At 70.9% G+C, this 20,512-nt stretch carries 20 protein-coding genes; 13 read left to right on the top strand and 7 right to left on the bottom strand.

All coding sequences use genetic code 11. The features are described from left to right. The first annotated feature begins 36 nt into the window (after positions 1–36). The 7 genes from rpmB (at position 37) to AC3RJ8_RS17210 (ending at position 1,817) form a co-directional block, all read left to right on the top strand. Positions 37–273: a 50S ribosomal protein L28 gene (gene rpmB / locus AC3RJ8_RS17240; RefSeq protein ID WP_171781800.1), complete on the top strand. Its 237-nt coding sequence runs from the start codon at positions 37–39 to the stop codon at positions 271–273. Beyond that, the gene (gene rpmG / locus AC3RJ8_RS17235; RefSeq protein ID WP_407319772.1) at positions 273–440 is read left to right on the top strand and encodes a 50S ribosomal protein L33; all 168 of its coding nucleotides are present in this window, start codon (positions 273–275) and stop codon (positions 438–440) included. The genes rpmB and rpmG overlap by 1 nt, the downstream gene beginning before the upstream one ends. Then, positions 440–745 carry a 30S ribosomal protein S14 gene (gene rpsN / locus AC3RJ8_RS17230; RefSeq protein ID WP_489713774.1) on the top strand — a complete coding sequence of 102 codons (306 nt, stop codon included), beginning with the start codon at positions 440–442 and terminating at the stop codon, positions 743–745. The genes rpmG and rpsN overlap by 1 nt, the downstream gene beginning before the upstream one ends. Positions 746–753: 8 nt before the next feature. Continuing rightward, a complete protein-coding gene (locus tag AC3RJ8_RS17225) occupies positions 754–1,062 on the top strand; it encodes a type B 50S ribosomal protein L31 (RefSeq protein WP_489713773.1) in 309 nt (102 codons plus the stop codon). After that, positions 1,059–1,181 carry a type B 50S ribosomal protein L36 gene (gene ykgO / locus AC3RJ8_RS17220; RefSeq protein ID WP_171781804.1) on the top strand — a complete coding sequence of 41 codons (123 nt, stop codon included), beginning with the start codon at positions 1,059–1,061 and terminating at the stop codon, positions 1,179–1,181. Before AC3RJ8_RS17225 ends, ykgO begins: the two co-directional genes overlap by 4 nt. 9 nt (positions 1,182–1,190) lie before the next feature. After that, entirely contained in the window at positions 1,191–1,358 is a 168-nt protein-coding gene (rpmF, locus tag AC3RJ8_RS17215; RefSeq protein ID WP_407319769.1) for a 50S ribosomal protein L32, read from the top strand. A gap of 192 nt (positions 1,359–1,550) precedes the next feature. Then, positions 1,551–1,817, top strand: coding sequence for a GlsB/YeaQ/YmgE family stress response membrane protein (locus AC3RJ8_RS17210; RefSeq protein ID WP_489713772.1), 267 nt, complete (start codon positions 1,551–1,553; stop codon positions 1,815–1,817). 73 nt (positions 1,818–1,890) lie between these two features. Here AC3RJ8_RS17210 and AC3RJ8_RS17205 read toward each other — a convergent pair whose 3' ends face one another. Then, positions 1,891–2,922 (bottom strand): LacI family DNA-binding transcriptional regulator, encoded by a 1,032-nt coding sequence (locus AC3RJ8_RS17205; protein ID WP_489713771.1) that lies wholly within the window; start codon positions 2,920–2,922, stop codon positions 1,891–1,893. Positions 2,923–3,117: 195 nt separating this feature from the next. On the opposite strand from AC3RJ8_RS17205, the gene AC3RJ8_RS17200 reads away from it, so the two are divergent. The 6 genes from AC3RJ8_RS17200 (at position 3,118) to AC3RJ8_RS17175 (ending at position 12,402) form a co-directional block, all read left to right on the top strand. Continuing rightward, the gene (locus AC3RJ8_RS17200; RefSeq protein WP_489713770.1) at positions 3,118–4,386 is read left to right on the top strand and encodes an amino acid ABC transporter substrate-binding protein; all 1,269 of its coding nucleotides are present in this window, start codon (positions 3,118–3,120) and stop codon (positions 4,384–4,386) included. Positions 4,387–4,390: 4 nt separating this feature from the next. Beyond that, the gene (locus AC3RJ8_RS17195) at positions 4,391–5,275 is read left to right on the top strand and encodes a branched-chain amino acid ABC transporter permease (RefSeq protein ID WP_489713769.1); all 885 of its coding nucleotides are present in this window, start codon (positions 4,391–4,393) and stop codon (positions 5,273–5,275) included. After that, positions 5,259–6,473, top strand: a complete 1,215-nt coding sequence (locus AC3RJ8_RS17190; protein ID WP_489713768.1) for a branched-chain amino acid ABC transporter permease — start codon at positions 5,259–5,261, stop codon at positions 6,471–6,473. The genes AC3RJ8_RS17195 and AC3RJ8_RS17190 overlap by 17 nt, the downstream gene beginning before the upstream one ends. Continuing rightward, positions 6,470–7,225 carry an ABC transporter ATP-binding protein gene (locus tag AC3RJ8_RS17185; RefSeq protein ID WP_489713767.1) on the top strand — a complete coding sequence of 252 codons (756 nt, stop codon included), beginning with the start codon at positions 6,470–6,472 and terminating at the stop codon, positions 7,223–7,225. Before AC3RJ8_RS17190 ends, AC3RJ8_RS17185 begins: the two co-directional genes overlap by 4 nt. Next, positions 7,218–8,006 (top strand): ABC transporter ATP-binding protein, encoded by a 789-nt coding sequence (locus AC3RJ8_RS17180; protein WP_489713766.1) that lies wholly within the window; start codon positions 7,218–7,220, stop codon positions 8,004–8,006. Before AC3RJ8_RS17185 ends, AC3RJ8_RS17180 begins: the two co-directional genes overlap by 8 nt. A 202-nt stretch (positions 8,007–8,208) precedes the next feature. Further along, a complete protein-coding gene (locus tag AC3RJ8_RS17175) occupies positions 8,209–12,402 on the top strand; it encodes a PQQ-dependent sugar dehydrogenase (RefSeq protein WP_489713765.1) in 4,194 nt (1,397 codons plus the stop codon). 156 nt (positions 12,403–12,558) lie between these two features. On the opposite strand, the gene AC3RJ8_RS17170 is transcribed toward AC3RJ8_RS17175, so the two are convergent. The 6 genes from AC3RJ8_RS17170 to AC3RJ8_RS17145 form a co-directional block, all read right to left on the bottom strand. Next, a complete protein-coding gene (locus tag AC3RJ8_RS17170; RefSeq protein WP_489713764.1) occupies positions 12,559–14,190 on the bottom strand; it encodes an alpha-amylase family glycosyl hydrolase in 1,632 nt (543 codons plus the stop codon). Positions 14,191–14,297: 107 nt separating this feature from the next. Continuing rightward, entirely contained in the window at positions 14,298–15,932 is a 1,635-nt protein-coding gene (locus tag AC3RJ8_RS17165; RefSeq protein WP_489713763.1) for a glucoamylase family protein, read from the bottom strand. An 85-nt stretch (positions 15,933–16,017) separates the two neighbouring features. Beyond that, complete coding sequence (locus AC3RJ8_RS17160; RefSeq protein WP_489713762.1) at positions 16,018–17,208, bottom strand: glycoside hydrolase family 1 protein; 1,191 nt, start codon at positions 17,206–17,208, stop codon at positions 16,018–16,020. An 11-nt stretch (positions 17,209–17,219) separates the two neighbouring features. Beyond that, positions 17,220–18,125, bottom strand: coding sequence for a carbohydrate ABC transporter permease (locus AC3RJ8_RS17155; protein WP_489713761.1), 906 nt, complete (start codon positions 18,123–18,125; stop codon positions 17,220–17,222). 22 nt (positions 18,126–18,147) lie between these two features. Then, positions 18,148–19,095, bottom strand: a complete 948-nt coding sequence (locus AC3RJ8_RS17150) for a carbohydrate ABC transporter permease (protein ID WP_489713760.1) — start codon at positions 19,093–19,095, stop codon at positions 18,148–18,150. Between the two features lie 3 nt (positions 19,096–19,098). After that, the gene (locus tag AC3RJ8_RS17145; protein ID WP_489713759.1) at positions 19,099–20,388 is read right to left on the bottom strand and encodes an extracellular solute-binding protein; all 1,290 of its coding nucleotides are present in this window, start codon (positions 20,386–20,388) and stop codon (positions 19,099–19,101) included. Positions 20,389–20,512 lie beyond the last annotated feature (124 nt).

Here is a 20,512-nt window from a genome sequence, read left to right as displayed (position 1 = left end):
CGCCCTGTCGCAGGACGTCGCGCCGGAAAGGAAGCCATGTCCGCCCGCTGTCAGGTGCTCGGCACCGTCCCGGGGTTCGGCCACTCGATCTCGCACTCGCACGTGCGGACCAAGCGGCGGTTCAACCCCAACATCCAGAAGAAGCGCTACTGGGTCCCGTCGCTCGGTCGCACCGTCACCCTGCGCGTGAGCGCCAAGGGCATCAAGACGATCGACCGTGACGGGATCGACGTCGTCGTCGCTCGCATCCTGGCTCGAGGGGAGAAGGTCTGATGGCGTCCAAGGCCGATCTGCGACCGATCATCAAACTGCGCTCCACCGCGGGCACCGGCTTCACGTATGTGACTCGCAAGAACCGCCGCAACAGCCCCGACCGGTTGGTGCTGCGCAAGTACGACCCCGTCGTGCGCCGGCACGTCGAGTTCAAGGAGACCCGCTGATGGCCAAGAAGTCGAAGATCGCCGCGAACGAGCGGCGGCGCGAGGTCGTCGCCCGGTACGCCGAGCGGCGCGCCGAGCTCAAGCGGGTCATCGCGTCACCGTCGTCCACGCACGAGGAGCGCGCCACCGCCGTGCTGGAGCTGCAGCGCCAGCCGCGCGACGCCAGCGCCACCCGGCTGCGCAACCGCGACGCCGCCGACGGCCGCCCCCGCGGCTACGTCGGCAAGTTCGGGCTCTCGCGCATCCGGATGCGTCAGATGGCGCACCGCGGCGAGCTGCCCGGCGTGACCAAGTCGAGCTGGTGAGGAGACCCATGAAGAAGAACATCCACCCGACCTACGGGCCGGTCGTGTTCCGCGACAACAGCACGGAGTTCGCGTTCCTGACGCGATCGACCCTGGCCGGCGAGACGCCGTCCGGCCCCGGCCGGCCGGCACGCACGATCGAGTGGGAGGACGGCAACACCTACCCGGTGATCGACGTCGACATCTCGAGTGCGAGCCACCCGTTCTGGACGGGCGCCGCGCGCGTCGTGGACACCGCGGGTCGCGTCGAGAAGTTCCGCCGCCGCTACGGTGCCGGTCCTGCTGCCGGCGCCGCCGCGGACGGAGGTGCGCGATGAAGGTCCGCGCCTCCCTGCGATCCCTGAAGGACAAGCCCGGCGCCAAGGTCGTCCGGCGCCGTGGCAAGACCTACGTCATCAACAAGCAGAACCCGCGCTGGAAGGCGCGCCAAGGCTGAGGAGCACCCATGGCAGTCCCGAAGCGCAAGATGTCCCGCTCGCGCACCCGCAGCCGCCGGGCGCAGTGGAAGGCCGTCGAACCGGCGCTCGTGCCGGTCGTGGTCGGCGGGGAACGGGTCCAGGTGCCGCCGCGTCTCGCCCGTGCGGTGCGGGAAGGGCGGATCGACCCGCGCTGATGCCGACGGCCCTCTGACTCCCGTCAGGGGGCCGTCGTCGTCCGGTGCTCGAGGCGCTGGACCTGGACGCTGACCAGGGCGAGGTGCTCGGGCCGCTCTCGCCGTGCCGACCCGGCACGCGCCGCCCGCCGTGGTGCAGCGAGGCTGGACCCGCCCTACGTTGGGGGGACCCGACGACCAGGAGGTTCAGCCATGACCGCAGGCGGCATCATCACGGCCATCATCATCGGGGCCATCATCGGCGCGCTCGGACGGCTGGTGGTCCGGGGACGCCAGAACATCTCGATCATCGCGACGATCCTCGTCGGCATCGTGGCCGCGCTGGTCGGGACATGGATCGCGAGCCTGATCGGTGTCGAGGACACGGGCGGCATCGACTGGATCGAGCTGGCCTTCCAGGTCGGCCTGGCCGCGATCGGTGTCTCCCTCGTGGCCGGCGCCTCCGGCAGGAAGGTGTGACCGACGAGCGTGACGACCCCCGACCACGAGGAGAGATCGTCGCCGGCTCCGTCACCGGGAGCCCTCGCGAGCCCTACCGCACGGCCGGGGGCGCGGTGGAGTCCCGGACGACCAGGGCGTGGTCGGTCGGCTTGCGGCGTGGGCGTGCCGCGGCGGGCCGGAGGGCGAGCTCGAACGCGGTCGAGCCCATCTCCGACATGGGCAGCCGCGCGGTGGTGAGCGCGGGCGCGAGGTCCTGGGCGACCTGGATGTCGTCGAACCCAGTCACCGACATGTCGCGCGGGACGGCCAGACCACGCTCCCGCAGGACCGACAGGACACCCGTCGCCATCGCGTCGTTGAGGGCGAGCACGGCGGTGGTGGCGGGATGGCGCTCGAGCACCTGGGCGGTGGCGTGCTGGCCGCCCTCGCGGGTGAAGGGCCCGTAGACCACGGGCAGCTCGCCGGGGTCGAGGCCGGCCGCTTCGAGGGCGCTGCGGATCCCCCGCAGCCGGTCGGCCACCGTGTTCAGGTGGCGGGGCCCGGCGACGGCGGCGAGCCGGCGGTGCCCGAGCCCGAGCACGTGCGCCGCGACGCTGGCCGCCGCGGCGCTGTTGTCCGGGAGCACGGCGTCGCAGCGCACGTGGTGGCGCCCGATGACGACGGCCCGGCCGCCGGCGTCCTGGTAGGCCTCGAGCTCCCGCGCGACATCGTTCTCCATCGCGGGGTCGACGTACCCTGAGCCCGCGACGACGATCGCGCCGACCCGGTGGGCCCGCATGAGGCGGAGCTGTGCCGCCTCGGCCCGCGCGTCGCGCTCCGTGTGGCTGATCTGGACGCTCCACCCCTGCGCGGCGGCCGCGCTGATGACACCGCTCGCGATCTCCGAGAAGTACGGGTCGCCGATCTCGTACACGAGCAGCCCGGCGATGGACGTCGCGCCCCCGGCCAGCGTGCGGGCGTGCGGGTTGGGCACGTAGCCCAGGGTCGCGGCGACCTCCCGGACGTGCGCGGCGACGGCCGCCGAGACGCCGCCGCGCCCGGACAGCGACCGGGAGGCGGTGGCGATCGACACCCCGGCCCGCTCCGCCACGTCGACGAGCCGGGGCTGCGGGCGCCCGCCCACGCCGTCGGGCCTAGGCACCCCGGCCCCGCAGGCGTCGCGACGATCGAGCGTTGATGGGGTCGATGATCACCCGGACGTGACGCTTGCCACATTTCATCTCTGTAGCGTACGGTGGTGAAAGCGCTTACCGGAAGCGCTTACGCAAACCGGTCGCTCAGACGGCTGCTCACTACGACGAAGTAGGGAGATGTACCCATGTCCACACGGTTGTACCCACGGACCACCCGCCCCACCGCCAGGCGCCGCGCTCTCGCGGCCGCCGCCGGGATCGCCGCCACAGCCCTGGTGGCCGCAGGCTGCTCCGGCGGCGCGTCGGGCGAGTCCGGCGAGGGGGAGGGCGAGTCGGACGACCCGATCGTCGTCGGCATCTCCCTGCCGCTCACCGGCGACTTCTCCGAACCCGGCAAGGGCGTGCAGCGCGGGTACGAGGCCTGGGCGCAGTTCGTCAACGAGGACGGCGGGCTGCTCGGGCGCCAGGTCGAGCTGAAGATCCTCGACGACCAGTCCAGCGCCGACCGCGTCGTCCAGGACTACGAGGCGCTCATCGCCCAGGACGAGGTCGACCTCGTGTTCGGCCCGTTCTCCACCCGGCTCGTGGTCCCCAGCGCCCGCGTCGCCGAGGAGTACGGGATGCTCTTCGTCGAACCCGCCGGCGCCGCTGCCGAGGTCTTCGAGCAGGGCTTCGAGAACCTCTTCTACGCCGCCCCGGCCGTCGCGGACGACCACTACAACTATCTCGCCGAGTACATCCTCGACATGCCGGAGGGTGAACGCCCCGAGACCGTCGCGGTCGCCTCGATGGACGACCCGTTCGCCCAGGGCACGGCCTACGGGCTGCGTGACAAGCTCGCCGACGGCGGGCTCGAGATCGTCGTCGACGAGGTCTACCCGCCCAACACGACCGACTTCTCGCCCATCGCCGCGAAGATCGACGACTCCGGGGCGGACATGGTCATCGGCGGCACGCAGTACCAGGACGCCGTGAACCTCATCGTCGCGCTGCAGCAGCTCGACTACCAGCCGGAGCTCGCCGCGTTCTCGACCGCCCCGACCAACCCCGAGTTCGCCTCCGCGATCGGCGACCAGACGGAGGGGATCCTCTCGCCGACCGGCTACACGGAGACCGCGAGCTACGAGTCGAACGTCGACTTCGTCGACCGGTACACCGAGCTGCACGGGAACCCGCCGGGCGAGGACGAGGCGAACGCCTACACGACGGGCCAGGTGGTCGCCGCGGCCGTCGAGGCGGTCGGCTGCGCCGAGCAGGGCGAGTGCCAGCAGGAGCTGGTGTCGTGGCTGCACTCGAACGAGGTCGACACCGTCGTGGGCCCGCTGAGCTGGGACGAGACGGGCAAGCCGCAGGGCGCCCACCTCATCCAGCAGTACGTCGACGGCGAGATCCAGATCGTCCTGCCGGACGACGCGATGGAGACCGAGCTCGTCTTCCCGAAGCCGGAGTGGTGAGTCCGTGACCGGGACGCTCCTCTTCCAGAGCCTCGTGCTCGGCGTGCTGCTGGGAGGGCTCTACGCCCTCCTGGCAGCGGGCCTGACCCTGTACTTCGGCGTGATGCGCGTGGTGATGATCGCCCACTCGGCCTTCCTCATCCTGGCCGCCTACCTGGCCTGGTACTTCCACGAGCAGACCGGCATGGACCCGCTGCTGTCGCTGGTCGTGACGGTGCCGCTGTTCTTCGCGGTCGGCGTCGGCATGCAGCGGCTGCTCATCACGCGGCTCCGGCCGGTGACGCTCACCATGATGTCGGTCCTGCTGACGTTCGCCGTCGCGCTCTTCATCGAGGGCATGATCGGCTTCGTCTGGAGCGGGACCCAGCGCCGGATCCAGCTGCCCTACTCGGGCGACAGCATCGAGTTCTTCGGTGCGCAGGTCGCCGTCGTCAAGCTGGTCGCGTTCGCTCTCGCCGCCCTCTCGCTCGGGCTGCTGTACCTGCTGCTCAAGCGCAGCCGGTTCGGCCAGGCGCTCCGCGCGACGATCCAGCACAAGGACGCCGCACAGCTCGTCGGGATCCGCACCGACCGGGTCGCGGGCTACGGGTTCGGCCTGGGGCTCGCGACGGCGGCGATCGGCGGCACCGCCCTGTCCCTCGACGCGACGATCTACCCGTCGCTGCACTGGCACTGGATCGGCCCGCTCATGGCGATCATCGTCGTCGGCGGTCTGGGGTCGATCCCGGGTGCCGCCGTCGCCGCCATGGTGCTCGGCATCGGCCAGAGCATGCTCCAGGTGCCGCTCGGCACCACGTGGGCGCAGACCATCTTCTACGTCGCCCTCTTCGCGACGCTGATGCTGCGGCCCCAGGGATTCTTCGGAGGTCGCCTTGCCCAACGCTTCTGACACCCGGCCCGCCCAGCGCACCACCACCACCCGCCCGACGGCCGGCGTCACGGCGCCGCGACGGCGCACGGGACGCCTGGTGCGGATCGCCGCGCTCGTCGTCGGCGCCGCGCTCGTCCTCGCCTTCCCGACGGTGGCGCCCAACGCCTACATCCTGTCCGCCGGGATCGTGGTGCTCAGCTACGCGTGCACCGCGACCGCCTGGAACTTCATGGGCGGGTTCACCGGCTACGTCTCGCTCGGCCACGCGGCCTTCTTCGGTCTCGGCGCCTACGGCACCGGCCTGCTGATCCGCGACGTCGGCCTGTCGAGCTTCGTCGCCTGGATCGTCGCGGGAGCGTTCGTCCTCCTCGTGACCATCCCCGTGGGCATCGCCGCGCTGCGGGTACGCGGCGCGTCGTTCGTCATCGTGTCCATCTCGTTCGTCCTTATCCTGCTGCTGGTCTTCCAGGCCTGGGGCTCCTTCACGGGGGGCTCGGACGGTCTCGTCGTCCCGCGCCCCTTCCCCGACCTGCTCCGGCCCGAGCACCACGAGGTCTTCTTCTACCTGTTCGCCGCCCTCCTGGCGGTCATGCTGGCGGCCTGGTGGGTCATCGACCGGTCGCGGTTCGGCACCGGGCTCAAGGCCGTGCGGGAGGACGAGGACAAGGCCCAGTCGCTGGGTGTGCCGACACGCAACTACAAGCTGGTGGCCTACGTCGTCTCGGCGACGTTCACCGGTCTCGCCGGGGGCATGTACGCGCTCTGGTTCGGCGACCTGGACCCGATCTTCCAGTTCTCGATCATGCTCGGCGCCTACATGGTGCTCATGGCCCTGCTCGGCGGCGTGCGGCACCTGTTCGGGCCGCTCCTGGGTGCGCTCATCGTCGGCACCGGGCTGGAGTACTTCAAGCTCGAGTTCGGCGACACCCAGTTCCACCTCGTGGCGACCGCGCTGCTGCTCGGGATCGTCGTGCTGTTCATGCCGGACGGCATCATCCCGGCGGTGAGCGCCCTGTTCAAGCGGTTCGGTCCGCAGGACTCCTCCATCCGGGAGGAGACGGCCGCCGAGCTCCTCGAGCGCAACCGTGCGGCTGCCGACAGTGCCGCCGAGGACGACGCCGCCGGTCCGTCGGGCGGCACGGCGCCGGCCGCCACGAGTCCGGGTCCATCGGGTCCGGGCAGCCATCCCACCGCCACCGAGGAGGACGGCCGATGACCACCGCCGCACCGCCCCGCACGCGCAACCTCGAGACCGTCGGGCTCACGAAGTCCTTCGGCGGCGTGCACGCCGTGCGGGACGCCACCGTGACGTTCCACCACGGCAAGATCAACGCCCTGATCGGGCCCAACGGGTCCGGGAAGACGACGTTCTTCAACTGCGTGACCGGCATGATCAAGCCGGACGCCGGCACGGTCACCTTCCACGGGCACGACATCACCCGCAAGGCGCCGCACCGGATCGCCCGGGCGGGGATCGGGCGCAGCTTCCAGCTGTGCCGGATCTTCCCCCGGATGACCGTGCTGGACAACATGCTGGTGGCCGTCCGCCGCTCCCGGTTGAGCGAGCTGCTCCAGGGGGCGCGCAACCCGGAGGAGATCGACAAGGCCCGCGCGCTCCTCACCCGGGTCGGCATCGACCACCTGGAGAACATCGAGGCGCGCAACCTGTCCTACGGCCAGCAGAAGCTCCTCGAGCTCGCCGGGGTCCTCATGGGTGATCCGGACACGATCATGCTCGACGAGCCCGCTGGCGGGGTGAACCCGGCACTCATCGGCCGGATCGCCACGCTGGTCCAGGAGCTCAACGCCGAGGGGCGCACGTTCCTCGTCGTCGAGCACAACATGGAGCTGGTCATGGGCCTGTCCGACCACGTCATCGTGTTCGACCGGGGCCGGCCCATCGCCGAGGGCACGCCCGCCGTCGTGCAGTCCGACCCGCGAGTCCTGGAGGCCTACCTTGGTGTCTGATCAGACCCCCCACGGGGGGACGGAGCTCCTGCTGGAGCTGGACGACATCCAGGCCGGCTACGGCCGCGCCGCGATGGTGCTGCGTGGGCTGACCATCAAGGTCCCGGCCTCGACGGTCGTGTGCCTCGTCGGTCCGAACGGGGCCGGCAAGTCGACCGTGCTGAAGGTCGCGAGCGGCCTGCTGAAGCCGCGGTCGGGTCGCGTCCTGGTGGGAGGCCAGGACGTCACCGGGCGGGGCCCGCAGGAGATGCTCTCCACCGGCCTGGCGCACGTGCTCCAGGGGCACAGCGTCTTCCGCGAGATGACGGTCGCGGAGAACGTCATGCTCGGGGCCTACACGGTCCGCGACAAGGAGAAGGTCGCGGAGCGGGTGGCGTTCGTGCAGGATCTCTTCCCCATCGTCGGCGAGCGGTGGAAGCAGCTCGCCGGCCTGCTGTCCGGAGGGCAGCAGAAGCAGGTCGAGTTCGCGCGCTCGCTCATGGTCAGCCCGCGGGTGGTGCTCCTCGACGAACCGTCGATGGGGCTCGACCCCAAGACCACGGCGACGGTGTTCGAGCAGGTCGTGCGCATGCGGGACGCCGGCGTCGCCGTGCTCCTCGTGGAGCAGAACGCGCGCCGGGCGCTCGAGACGGCCGACATCGGCTGCGTGCTCGACCTCGGGCGCGTCCACATCACCGGGCCGGCGCCGGAGCTGCTCGCCGACCCGCAGCTCTCGGAGCTCTACCTGGGCGGCCGGGCGTCGGCGACGAGCGGCGACGGCGCCGCCCGTACCGCGCGCTGACCTCGTCCGCCGCGTACCACCCGTACCTCCCGTACCTCCCACCGGTGCCCGGTCCCGACCGGGCACCGGTGCCCGGTCCCGACCGGGCACCGGTGGGACGCAGCCCCCACCAGTGTCCGCCGGACGACGTGCCGCGCCGCGGCGGGTGGCAGGACAGCACTCGGCACAGAACTGATCGACAACGACGTTGAGAGGTGACCCGATGCACCAGCGCACCGCACGACCGCCGGCCATCCGGCGGAGAACCACCGAGCACAGACACTCGCACCCCGCACGCACGGCCGCGGCGGCCGTGGCCGCCACGCTCGTCGGGACCGTCCTGGTGAGCACGCCCTCCGTGGCGGCCGACCCCGTACCGTTCACCGAGCTGCTCGACTTCGAGCAGTACGAACGCACCTCCCTCGACGGGCAGGACGGCTGGACCGCGTCCACCGCACCGCGCGTCGTCGCCGACCCGCTCGACGCCAACAACCAGGTCCTCGAGTCGGTGGGCGGGGGCCAGCGGGCCTACCGCGCCATCCCGCCGATCACCGACGGCGACACCGGGACGCTCTTCTTCCGGTTCCTGCGCAGCGGCAGCGTCGACACGTCGTTCGGGATCACCGACGTCGACGCGCCGGCGGACTACCCGAACAGCCGCGCCTACGTGAACAACCAGAACAGCGACGTCATGCTCGTCCGGGACGGCGGCGCCTTCCGCCCGGTCGGCACGTGGTCGCGCGACACCTGGCAGTGCGTGTGGATCGTTGCCGACAACGCCGCGGACGAGGTCACGGTCTACAGCCAGGGCGGACCCTACGAGGAGATCACCCGCCTGCCGGAGGGCACCGAGCAGCAGTTCGACTTCCGGGAGAACGTCACCGGGGCGCTCGACAGGTTCTTCTGGATCAACGGCTCGAACAGCGCGGGGCGCCTCCTGCTCGACGACGTCGCGGTCGACGACTCCGGCGAGAACCTCTCGATCGCGACGGAGAACCCGGGCGACTGCGCCGCCGGCGGCACCGAGCCGGACGCACCGCTGGTCAACCCGCTGCCCGACCCGGCGCCGTCGAGGCTGGGCATCGAGGTCACCGAGCTCGCCCAGCTGCCGGAGTCGCAGACGACCCCCGCGACCGCGGACCAGCGCCTGGTGCGGCACAACCGGATCACGCACCTCGACGAGGTGCCCGACGGGTCCGGCCGTCTCGCGGTACCGGACATGAACGAGAGCCTGTACCTGGTCGACGAGGAGACCGGCGAGCACGTCGAGTACCTGAACGTCCGCGACGAGTTCGTCGACAACTTCCACAACCACGCAGGTCTCGGGACCGGGTTCGGGTTCGTCGAGTTCCATCCCGAGTTCGCCGACAACGGCCTGATCTACACCGTGCACACCGAGTCGGGCAGCGCGCTGACGGAGGACACCCCGGACTTCCCGGCGTTCGGTGGCACGAACTATCACAGCGTCGTCACGGAGTGGACGGCGACCGACCCGGCGGCCGAGACGTTCGAGGGTACGAGCCGCGAGCTGATGCGCGTGCCGTTCGCCGGCCGGGTGCACACCGTCCAGCAGATCGCGTTCAACCCCACCGTGGAACCGGGCGACCCCGACCACGGGATGCTGTACATCCTGGTGGGTGACGGCGGCAACGGCGTCGGCAACGGCAACCCGCAGGACCTCTCCACGCCGCAGGGCAAGATCTTCCGGATCGACCCGTCCGGGGACGACAGCGCGAACGGGCGCTACGGCGTGCCGTCCGACAACCCGTTCGTCAGCACACCCGGGGCGCTGGGCGAGATCTACGCCGTCGGCATGCGCGACCCGCACCGCATCAGCTGGGACCCCGAGGGCGACCACGCGATGTACCTCGGGCACATCGGCGAGTGGCAGGTGGAGTCCGTCTACGAGGTCGAGGCCGGCGACAACTTCGGCTGGTCCGACCGTGAAGGACCGTTCGTCGCCGAGAACCGCCAGATCTTCCCCCTGCCGGCCGACGACGCCGAGCGGTTCGACTTCACGTACCCGGTCGCGGCCTACGACCACAACCGCGACCCCGGCCAGACCGGCGACGCGGGCGTGGCGCTCAACGGCGGCTTCGTCTACCGCGGCGAGATCCCCGAGCTGCGGGGGCGGTACCTGTTCACCGACCTCGTGCGGGGCTGGGTGCTGTCCACGCAGGCCGACGAGATGCAGCGCAACGACGGCGACCTGGAGGACCTCGCCGAGATCGAGCAGCTGCGGGTGTTCCACGACGGCGAGGAGACGACGTTCCAGGACCTCGTCGGGGACCGGCGCGTCGACCTGCGGTTCGGCGCCGACGCCGACGGCGAGCTCTACCTGGTCTCGAAGGCCGACGGGAAGATCTGGAAGGTGACCGGCGCCCGGCAGGTCGGGGCCTCGTCACCGTTCGCCCTGCCCGAGCTCGCGCCCCACCTCGTCGCGCACTACGACTTCGACCACCCGGTCGCGGGCGCTGCGACGTGGGAGGACGACCAGGGCTGGTCGGGCACGGACATCGAGCTGGTCAACGGCGGCACCGAGATGCGCGTCGCGGACCGGGCGTACCCCGGTGCCGGGGATGCGCTGCAGACCCAGCAGATGAGCCCGCGGACCCCGTCGAACGACGACTGGAAGGCAGGTGTGTACGACGCCGACGGCGTGGACACGCTGGACGCGTTCGCGGGGACCGACGAGGCCGCCGTCATGGGCTGGTTCAAGCCGACCGGCGACCACCCGGCGCTCAACTCCGGGTCGGCGAACCCGGACGACCGGTACAACGCGGTCGGCCTGGCCGGCGTCCTGACCGGGACGTCCGACGGCCACGCCGTGCGTGCGTTGCTCGAGGTCATCACGGTCGACGGCGAGCTGAAGCTCGTCGCTCTCGGCCGTCGCGTCGACGGGGCCGGCTCGTGGACGTACGCGGCCGACCTGCCGTGGCAGGACATCCTCCAGAAGGGCCGCTGGGTCCACCTCGCCGCGACGTTCGACTTCGCGGGCGGGGAGATGAAGCTGTTCATGGACGGAGAGGAGCTCGAGGGCGACTACACGGCCTCGAACAGCTGGGGCCCGGGGTCCACGTCCCCGTCCGACCCGGCGGGCATCAAGATCGGCGGCAGCTACCCGCAGAACTCCCGGGAGGCGAACCCGTTCACCGGTCGGATGGACGACCTCATGCTCCTCGACGTCGCGCCGACGGCCGAGCAGGTCGCGGCCCAGTACGAGCTGTTCGGCGCCACCGAGCCGGAGCCACCGGCCGAGCCGTCCTGCACGCCCGCCGGGCAGGAGATCACCGACGTGATGTCCGCGGAGGACTGGGCGCCGCGCACGCCGGCCAAGTGGGCGTTCCCCGGTGACGAGGTCGTGCTCACCGAGCCGGGGACGAACCCGAACGACGGCATCCGCCGCCCGTTCGAGTACGCCGTCCTCACCGAGGGGCCGGAGCTCGGGTCGTTCGACCTGTCGGGCCAGGTCCGGCTCGACGCCCCGGCGTCGCTGAACAACCGCGACGTGATCGTGGTGTTCGGCTGGCAGTCGGACACGGAGTACTACTACGCGCACCTCTCGCAGGACAACACGATCTACGCCCACAACGGCATCTTCAAGGTGGACGGCGCCGACCGGGAGCGGATCGACGACCAGTGGGACGGCACCGTCGGTGCGCCGCCGGCCGTCACCGACGAGGAGTGGCACGACGTCCGCGTCGTGCGGTGCGTGGACAGCGGTGACGTCGCGGTCTACGTCGACGGGCTCGACGCCCCGTTGCTCACGGCGAACGACTCCACGTTCTCCGAGGGCCGGGTGGGCTTCGGCTCGTTCGACAACCACGGGCGCATCCGTGACCTCACGGTCACGAGCACCCCGACCGACACGACCGGCCCCACGGTGACCGTCAAGGAGGGGGCCGAGTTCACCACCGGTGTCGAGGGCGCCTACGGGAAGGTGTCGTTCAAGCTGTACGACGAGGGGAAGGTTGACGGGCTGACGCTCAACGGGGTGGACAAGGACCTGACGGACGCCGTCTGGTCGGACCTCAACTTCGTGAAGCCGGGTGCCTTCGGCGCGGTCGCGGGGGAGAACACCCTCGTGGTGCGGGACGTCGCGGGGAACACCACCACGGTGACGTTCGTGCTCGACGGCACGGCACCGGAGGTCACGGTGAAGGAGGGCGGCCGGTACACCGTGGGGAGCGACCCGAGCTACCGCAAGGTGTCCTTCAAGCTGTACGACGCGGGGAAGGTCGACGGGCTGACGCTCAACGGGGTGGACAAGGACCTGACGGACGCCGTCTCGTCGGACCTCAACTTCGTGAAGCCCGGTGTCTTCGGCGCAGTCCGGGGCGAGAACACCCTGGTCGTGCGGGACGTCGCGGGGAACACCACCACGGTGACGTTCGTCCTCGGCGCCAACGCGTCGTAAGGCCGACTCTGGGAGGGGCGACGCCCCCGGTCTACCGCTCGGGCAGGCCGGGGGCGTCCGCGCGTGGCCGCCGCCCCCGGCCGGCCGTCAGAGGCCCGGGACGAGTGCGTCGTCGACGGAGCAGCAGACCCGTCCCGGCCTCGAGGACGAACCGGCTCACCGGATCGCGAGATCGATCACCGCGTACCCGTGGCCGGCCAGGTGCACGGCATCGGCGTCGAGCCGACAGCCCCGGACCAGGAGCGGCGTCGACGTTCCGGCTCCCGGCAGCGGCTGAATGACCGTATCGCGCCCGGGGTTGAGCACGACGGCGAGGCTGCCGCCGCGCAGGTAGGCCATCGGGTAGCCGGTGGCCAGCACCTCGACCGGGGACCCGACGTCGAGCCGGCGGTCCCGGTGTCGCAGGGTGATCAGCTCGCGCACGAGATGCAGCAGGGAGTCGGGGTCGGCGACCTGGTCGGCCACCGTCGGACGGGCGGGTTCGGGGTCCGTCGGCAGGTACGCCGACGTCGCTGGAGTGCCCGGGCCGAGCGGATCGGACGCCAGGTCGCCCCACTGCATGGGGGTGCGGGAGCCTGCACGGTCGTAGGTCGGCCCGAGCCGGGACCCCTCGATGGTGGGGGCGCCGGCGACGTACCGCATACCGATCTCGTCGCCGTAGTAGAGCGCTGGCATCGCCGGCCAGGTCATGACGAGCACGTGTGCGGCGCGCGCCTGCTCGGCGTCTCGCGACCCGGCGACGAGCCGCGTGAAGTCGTGGTTCGACGTCGGGAGACCGACCACGCCGCCACGACCCGCGGCGGCGATCGCCTCGGTCGCGGCCGTCCACTCCCGCACGAACGCGACAGCGTCCCCACGCCCTTCGGCGTCGGCCCACGCGGGCACGTCGCCCCAGGTGGGCTGGGTGGTGCCGGCGCCGTTGTTCCACAGCGAGCGCAGCGGAAGGCCGTCGTCGTCCCCGCCGAACTGGAGCAGGAAGTCGGCGTGGAACCCTGCCGGGACGGCGACCTTCGGGTCACCCCACTCGCTGATCAGGACCCGTCCGGGATAGGAGCGGTCGAGCCAGTCACGCGTCTCGCGCCACAGGCGGCGTGTCTCGACGAGCCCGGGGTCGTCCTTGACGAGGGAGGCGGCCATGTCGACGCGGAAGCCGGCCACGCCACGGTCGAACCAGAACGCCATGATCTCGCGCAGTGCGGCTCGGTTGGCCTGCGGGCCGGGGGCGTCGACGGGCTGTCGCCACGGCTCGGCCGGGTCGAGGCGGGCGTACCCGTAGTTGAGGGCGGGCTGCACGGGGAAGAAGTTGGGGCGGTAGTAGCCGCCGCGTCGGCCGGTGCCAGGCTCGAACCCGACGACCGGGACGTCGCTCCACACGTACCTGTCGTCGTCCGGGTCGTCGATCGCCGCGCGGAACCAGGGGTGCTGGTCCGACGTGTGGCCGGCCACGAGATCGAGCAGGACCGCGATGCCGCGGCGTGCCGCCTCCTCGGTGAGGTGCTCGAGGTCGGCGTTGGTGCCGTACCGCGGTGCGATGCGCAGGAAGTCGGCGACGTCGTAGCCGGCGTCGGCGAACGGGGAGACGAAGCAGGGGCTGAGCCAGATCGCGTCGACCCCGAGCCAGGCCAGGTAGTCCAGGCGGTCGGCGATGCCACGCAGGTCGCCGATGCCGTCGCCGTCGGCGTCCGCGAAGCTCTGCGGGTAGATCTGGTACAGCACCGTTCGGTCGAGGCGCTCCGCCAGGTCCGTGACCTGACCACTGCTGCGGGGTTCCGGGGTCGTGCCGGCCATCGTGCGTGCTCCTTCGTCGGGGCTGATCGAGCCCTCTGTCGTCGCGACGGACGGTCCCCGGGAGGCGCACCTCCCGGGGACCGCCCGCCAGCGGCGGACCCCCGTCGTCACTTCCCGTGCGACGGTTCCCGGCCGGAGGCGGTGAACTCCTCCATCTCCATCAGGGGACGCAGCGAGTCCTCGACCGCGCCGTCGGAGACGTAGCCGCGGACCGAGTCGTCGGCCAGCGCGTTGCCGAGTGCGGCCATGATCATGCCCTGGTCGAGCGCGAGGTAGCGCTCGGAGACCTGCCCGGAGCGCACCGCGACGGCGTCGTAGAACCCGCCCGGACCGTAGGCGTCGAAGTCGCGGGCGATCTTGCGCAGGTTCTTGACCGCCTCCTGCGGGGCGTACCGCAGCGCGAGGAACGAGGCGTGCGGGGTGACGACGCCGTCGCCGTACTCCGTCGGCGCCTCGGAACCCTCCCGGCAGCCCTCGTACGGCTGTTCCACCGTGGTGCGCTCCTGGTCGGAGGTGTACCCCGGACCGTCCATGCCGAGCTGGTCGACGCCGTACTCACGGTAGCCCCCGGCCGGGTCGTTCGACGGCGAGAAGCCCCAGTAGCCGTAGTCGGCCTCCTTCAGCCCGTGCTCGATCTGCCCCTGCACGTACAGCGGGTGGTTGACGGCCCAGGAGTCCGGGCCCCACTCCTCCTCCGGCACGAACAGCGGCACCATGAGCGCCTCGAACATGCTGCCGCCCCAGGTCGGCACGATGTCCATGCCGCGGTAGGGCAGCGTGCCCTCGAAGACGTCCACACCCAGGTAGTTCTTCCACTCACCGGACGCGTCGGTCTCCGTCCACGACCAGTCGCAGGTCGGCTCGAAGGTGCGCACCGGGCCGAAGTAGTGCTCGGCAGGGATCTGTCCCTCGGCGATCCCCAGGTAGGACGCGATGCGCGGCTCGGTGTTGAACGCGCCGTAGTGGTGGCCGGTGTACCAGACGTCGGTGCCCATGCCGCAGTAGTCGTCCACGGGCAGGTTCGGGTCGTCCTGGTCGGTGTCCCAGAACCCCCCACGGATCTGGTTCACCTCCGGGTCGTAGAAGCAGCCGAAGTCCATCTGCTCGCGCACCGCGTCCGCCTCGTCGGCGAGCGACGGCTCGGCGTTCGCTGCCAGCAGCAGGCCGGTGGCGAGCCAGCCGTTGTCCACGCTGGACAGGAACTGCTCGACCGGGTCGTCCTCGCCCAGCTCATCGAGCTTGGCGCCCGTGGCCGGGTCGTACCAGTTGTAGAACATGCCGCTCGGATCGTGCTTCTCGAGTCCAGCCACGGTCTCCAGCGTGGTGGCCATGCGGTCGTGGGCCTCATCGTCCTCGATCAGCCCGGCGTCACGGGCGACGACCGTGCTCCACAGGTAGGCGCCGATGTTGGTCGGTGACGTGTACCCGCCGCGGCTGTCGGGGCTGAGGTCGCCGCCGATGTTGTCGTCGGGCAGGCCGGTCTCGTCGACGACGAGGGCCTCGAACGAGGTCCAGGTGTCCTGCGTCCACTGCTCCAGCAAGCGCTGCTGCCTGCCGCGGTGGCCGTCGTCGTGCCTGCCTCGATCCTGTCCCTCCACGGCGGGGTGGACGCGTTCGGCGCCGGCCCCTCCGGTGCTCGCGGCGCTCGCCGGGATCGTGGCGCTCGCCGGGATCGTGGCGCTCGCGGCGAGCGCCACGCCTGCGGCCGCCAGGGCGGCCACGGTGGTCCGTCGTCTGGTCATGGGTCGTCTCCTCAACGTCGTCGTCGTGCGAAACGTGCGGGTGCCGCCACCGGGTGCGGCGGCGGCACCCTCTCCCGGGCGCCGGTCAGGCGGCCGGGAGGCTTCCGGTGCGCGCCACCTTCCCGAGCCAGGCGAGGCTCGGCTTGGGGGCACGCACGAACGTGCTCCGGTCGACGGCGATCAGCCCGAAGGTCGGGCGGAAGCCGGACATCCACTCGTAGTTGTCGAGCAGCGACCAGTGCAGGTAGCCCTCGACCCGGCAGCCGTTCTCCATGGCGCGGGCCATGGAGGCCAGGGCGTCGCGGGTGTAGTCGATGCGGCGGGCGTCGTCGTCGGTCGCCATGCCGTTCTCGGTGACCAGCATGGGCACGCCGCCGGTGATCCGGTGGGAGTACTCCAGGGCTTCACCGAGGGCCTGCGGATAGTACTCCCAGCCGGTGAGCGTCTTCTCGACGTCGTCGCCGAACGGGACGGGTTCGCCGTCGGGCCCGATGATCGTGCGCAGGTAGCTCTGCACGCCGACGAAGTCGTCGTCGCGGGCCACCTCGAGGAAGAAGTCCTCGCGTGGGTAGGCGTACGCGTCGCGCGCCTCGTCCGCCCCGGGGGCGGCCTGGAACACCTGGTTGGCGATGGACCAGCCCGCGCGCACGTGTCCGAGCCCGTGGAGGAGCTCGACGGCGCGGCGGTGGGCCTTGGCCTGGACCTCGGACGCCTCCTGGTCGGGGGCGGCCAGCCCGGCGGCGTCGAGGTTGGTGCGGCGGCTCGCGCCCAGCATCATCGAGGTGATGTTGGGCTCGTTGATGGTGACGACCTGGTCGACGTCGTCGAGGATCGTCGCGACCGTCTCGACGTACCGGGTGTAGGTGTCCACGGCGTCCGGGGCCAGCCATCCGCCGCGCTCCGCGAACCAGCGCGGCAACGTGAAGTGCAGCAGCGTGACGATCGGCGTGACGCCGGCGGCCAGGCAGGTGTCGATCATGCGGCGGTAGTGGTCGAGCTGGGCGCGGGAGACCTCGCCCTCGGCGGGTTCGATGCGCGCCCACTCCACGGAGAAGCGGTAGGCGTTCAGCCCGGCGTCGGCCAGCAGGCCGATGTCCTCGCCGTAGCGGTGGTAGCTGTCGACGGCGTCGCCGGAGCTCTCGGCGCACAGGGTGCCGGGCTGGTGCTCCTTGGCCCACCAGTCGCTGTTGACGTTGCCGCCCTCGATCTGGTGAGCCGCCGTGGAGGCGCCCCAGCGGAAGTCGGGGGCGGCGGGCAGCGTGATCGCGTGGGTCACGGGGGTGCTCCTTACTTGATGCCGGTGGTGGCGATGCCCTGGATGATGCGGCGCTGCAGCACGAGGAAGACGACGAGGATCGGCGTCACGATGACGGTCGCGCCGGCGAGCAGCAGCCCGTACTGCACGGTGTTCTGGCCGGTGGAGTACAGGGCGAGGGCGACGGGCAGGGTGTACATGTCGGCGGACTGGACCGCCACGAGCGGCCACAGGAAGTTGTTCCAGGACCCGAGGAAGGTCAGGATCCCGAGCGTGGCCAGCGCGGGGCCGGTCTGGGGCAGCACGATGCGGAAGAAGGTGCGGAACTCGCCGGCGCCGTCGACCCGTGCGGCGTCCAGCAGCTCGTCGGGGATGTCGAGCATGAACTGGCGCATGAGGAACACCCCGAACGGGGCGGCGAGGAACGGCAGGATGAGTGCCGCGTAGGTGTTGATCAGGTCGAGGTTGGCCACCAGGACGAACAGCGGCACGAAGGTGATGGTCCCGGGCACCATGAGGGTGGCCATGATCAGCAGGAACAGCGCCTTGCGGCCGGGGAAGTCGATCTTGGCCAGCGCGTAGCCGACCATCGCGCTGAACAGGACCGCCCCGACGGTCACGGCGAGCGCCACGATCACGGAGTTCAGGAAGAACTGCGGGAAGTTCATCCGGTCGAAGAGCGCGGTGTAGTTCTCCAGCGTCACGTCCTGCGGGATCAGCGTCGGTGGGAACTGGCGGATCTCGCCCTCGGGCTTGACCGAGGACAGGACCATCCAGATCAGGGGACCGAGCGAGGCGGCGAGCCCGACGAGCAGCGCGCCGTTGAGCAGCAACGCGCGGGGGGTGAACAGGCGACGTCGCTCGCCGCGGGTGCGCTGCTCGGACGCGACGTCCGGCGCGGCGTCGGTCGCCACCGGGGGCAGGGGTGTGGTGGTCACGGGTGCTCCTCTCGCTGCCCGGTCAGTTCTTGGGCCGCAGCAGGCGGAACTGGACGAAGGACAGGATCGCGATGGCGACGAACAGCAGGTAGCTCATCGCGGCGGACAGGCCGTAGTCGCCGAACCCGAACTGGTTGTAGATCTCGTAGGCCACGGAGTTGGTGGCACCGAGCGGGCCGCCCTGGGTCATGACGAACGGCTCCTCGAAGAACTGCAGGTAGGCGATGCCGGTCATCACGGCGCAGAACAGCAGCGTCGGGCGCAGGAGGGGAACGGTCACGGACCGGAAGGTGCGCACCCCTCCCGCACCGTCGAGGGCCGCCGCCTCGTACAGGTCCTTGGGGATGCCCTGCAGCCCGGCCAGCAAGATGACCATGGAGAAGCCGACGTTGCGCCAGACGGCGAGCATGATGAGCGACGGCATCGCCCAGGTGGGATCGGTGAGCCAGTCGGGCCCGTCGATCCCCACGGTGCCGAGCACGGTGTTGATGAGCCCGAAGTCGGGCTGCAGCAGGAAGCGCCAGACGACGGCGACCGCGACGATGGAGGTCACCACCGGGGCGTAGAACCCGACGCGGAAGACCGACCGGAACCAGGTGAGACCCGAGTTGAGCAGCGCGGCGAGCAGCAGTGCGACACCGAGGGTGAGGGGCATCGCCACCCCCACGAAGTAGACGGTGTTGCCGGCGGCCTGCTGGAACTGCGGGTCGGTGACCGCCGTGACGAAGTTGTCGAGGCCGATGAAGTTCACCGCCAGCGGGGACCGGAGGTCGGCGCCGCGCATGTCGGTGAACGCCATGTACAGCGAGGCGCCCACCGGCAGGATCATGAAGAGGGCGAACAGGACGGTGAACGGCAGCGCGAACCCCCAGGCCGCGTAGCCGCGCCGGCGGCGTCGGGCGCTCTCCGGGCGGCGGCCACGCGTCGCGGGACCGCCGGAGACCGGTCGAACCTCGGTGCTCTGGGCCACGGCTCAGCCCAGCCCGGTGCCGACGGAGTCGGCGGCGTCCTGCATCTGCTGGGCGGCCTCGGCGGGGTCGAGCTGGCCGTTCACGACCTGCTCGATGATGAGGTTCAGCTCGTGCTCGATCTCGGACCAGGTGGGCAGTGCCGGGGTGGAGCGGGCGGTCTCGAGCGCCTCGCCGTAGACGGCGAGCGACTCGTCGCCGGCCAGCGTCTCGTCGTCCCAGGAGGCCTGGACGGCGGGCAGGTCGTGGGAGATATCGAACCAGTCGACCTGGACGTCGGGTTCGGTGGCGAACTCGACGAACTTCCAGGCGGCGTCGGGGTTGGCGGCCTCGGCGGTCACGGCGAGGTTGGAGCCGCCGATGAACGAGGCGGCCTGCTCGTCGGCGGGCAGGGCGGTGACGGAGAACTTGTCCGCGAAGTCGTCACCCGCGGTGGTGAGCAGGTTCGAGCGCTCCCACGGTCCCGACACGAACGCGCCGAGCTCGCCGTCGATGAAGTCCTGGACCTTCTCGTCCTCGACGAGGCTCTGCGGGGCCAAGCCGTCGGCCATGAAGGAGGAGTAGTAGTCGAGCGCCGCGACCTGGGCGTCGTCCGCGAGCGTGAACTCGCCGGCGTCGTCCGTGATCTCGCCGCCGGCCTGCCAGTAGAAGGGGAAGTACATGAGCGCGGTGCCCTCGCCGTTGGTCTGCAGGGCGATGCCGTGCTCGGCGCCCGTGTCCTGCATCCCGGCGGCGAACGCCGTGAGCTCGTCCCAGCTCTGCGGCTCGTCGACGCCGGCCTGCTCGGCGAGGTCGGTCCGGTAGTACAGCACCCGGGTCTCGACGTACCAGGGGACGCCGTAGGAGGTGCCGTCGACGACGGTGGTCTCCCAGGCGCCCGGGAAGAACGCCGACGAGTCGATGCTGTCGGGCGTCTCGGCCAGCCCGCCCAGCTCGACGAACCCGCTCATCAGGGTGGTGCCTGCCTGCAGGACGTCAGGGACCTCGCCGGTGGCCATCGCGGTGTTGATCTTCTGGACCGCGGAGTCCCAGGGCACGGGCGTGACCTCGACGGTGACGTCAGGGTTGTCGGTCTCGAACTGCTCGGCCAGTTCGGGCAGGAGCTCGCCCTCGGTGCCCATGGCCCAGACCTCGATGGTCCCCGACGCAGGTCCTTCGGAGATCTCGATGTCGGTACCGCTGTCGGAGCCGGCCGAACCGGTGTCGCCGTCGTCGCGCCCGCAGGCCGTCAGCCCGAGCGTGAGGACGAGTGTCGAGGCGGTCGCCGCGGCGGCGCGGCGTGCGGTGCTGTTCACGGTCACTCCTTCGTTGATCCGTCGAAATTTCGGAACCTACACTCGAAATTGCTCGGCGACAATAGAGCGCCGACGAGGTCATGTCAACGACAGAACAGCGATTGAGGTAGCATCCGGGTTTCGG

The organism is Isoptericola sp. MSGPD8_1_ISO-PGPR-S23-394 (assembly GCF_058072785.1).
This window is presented reverse-complemented; position numbering and strand designations above follow the sequence as displayed.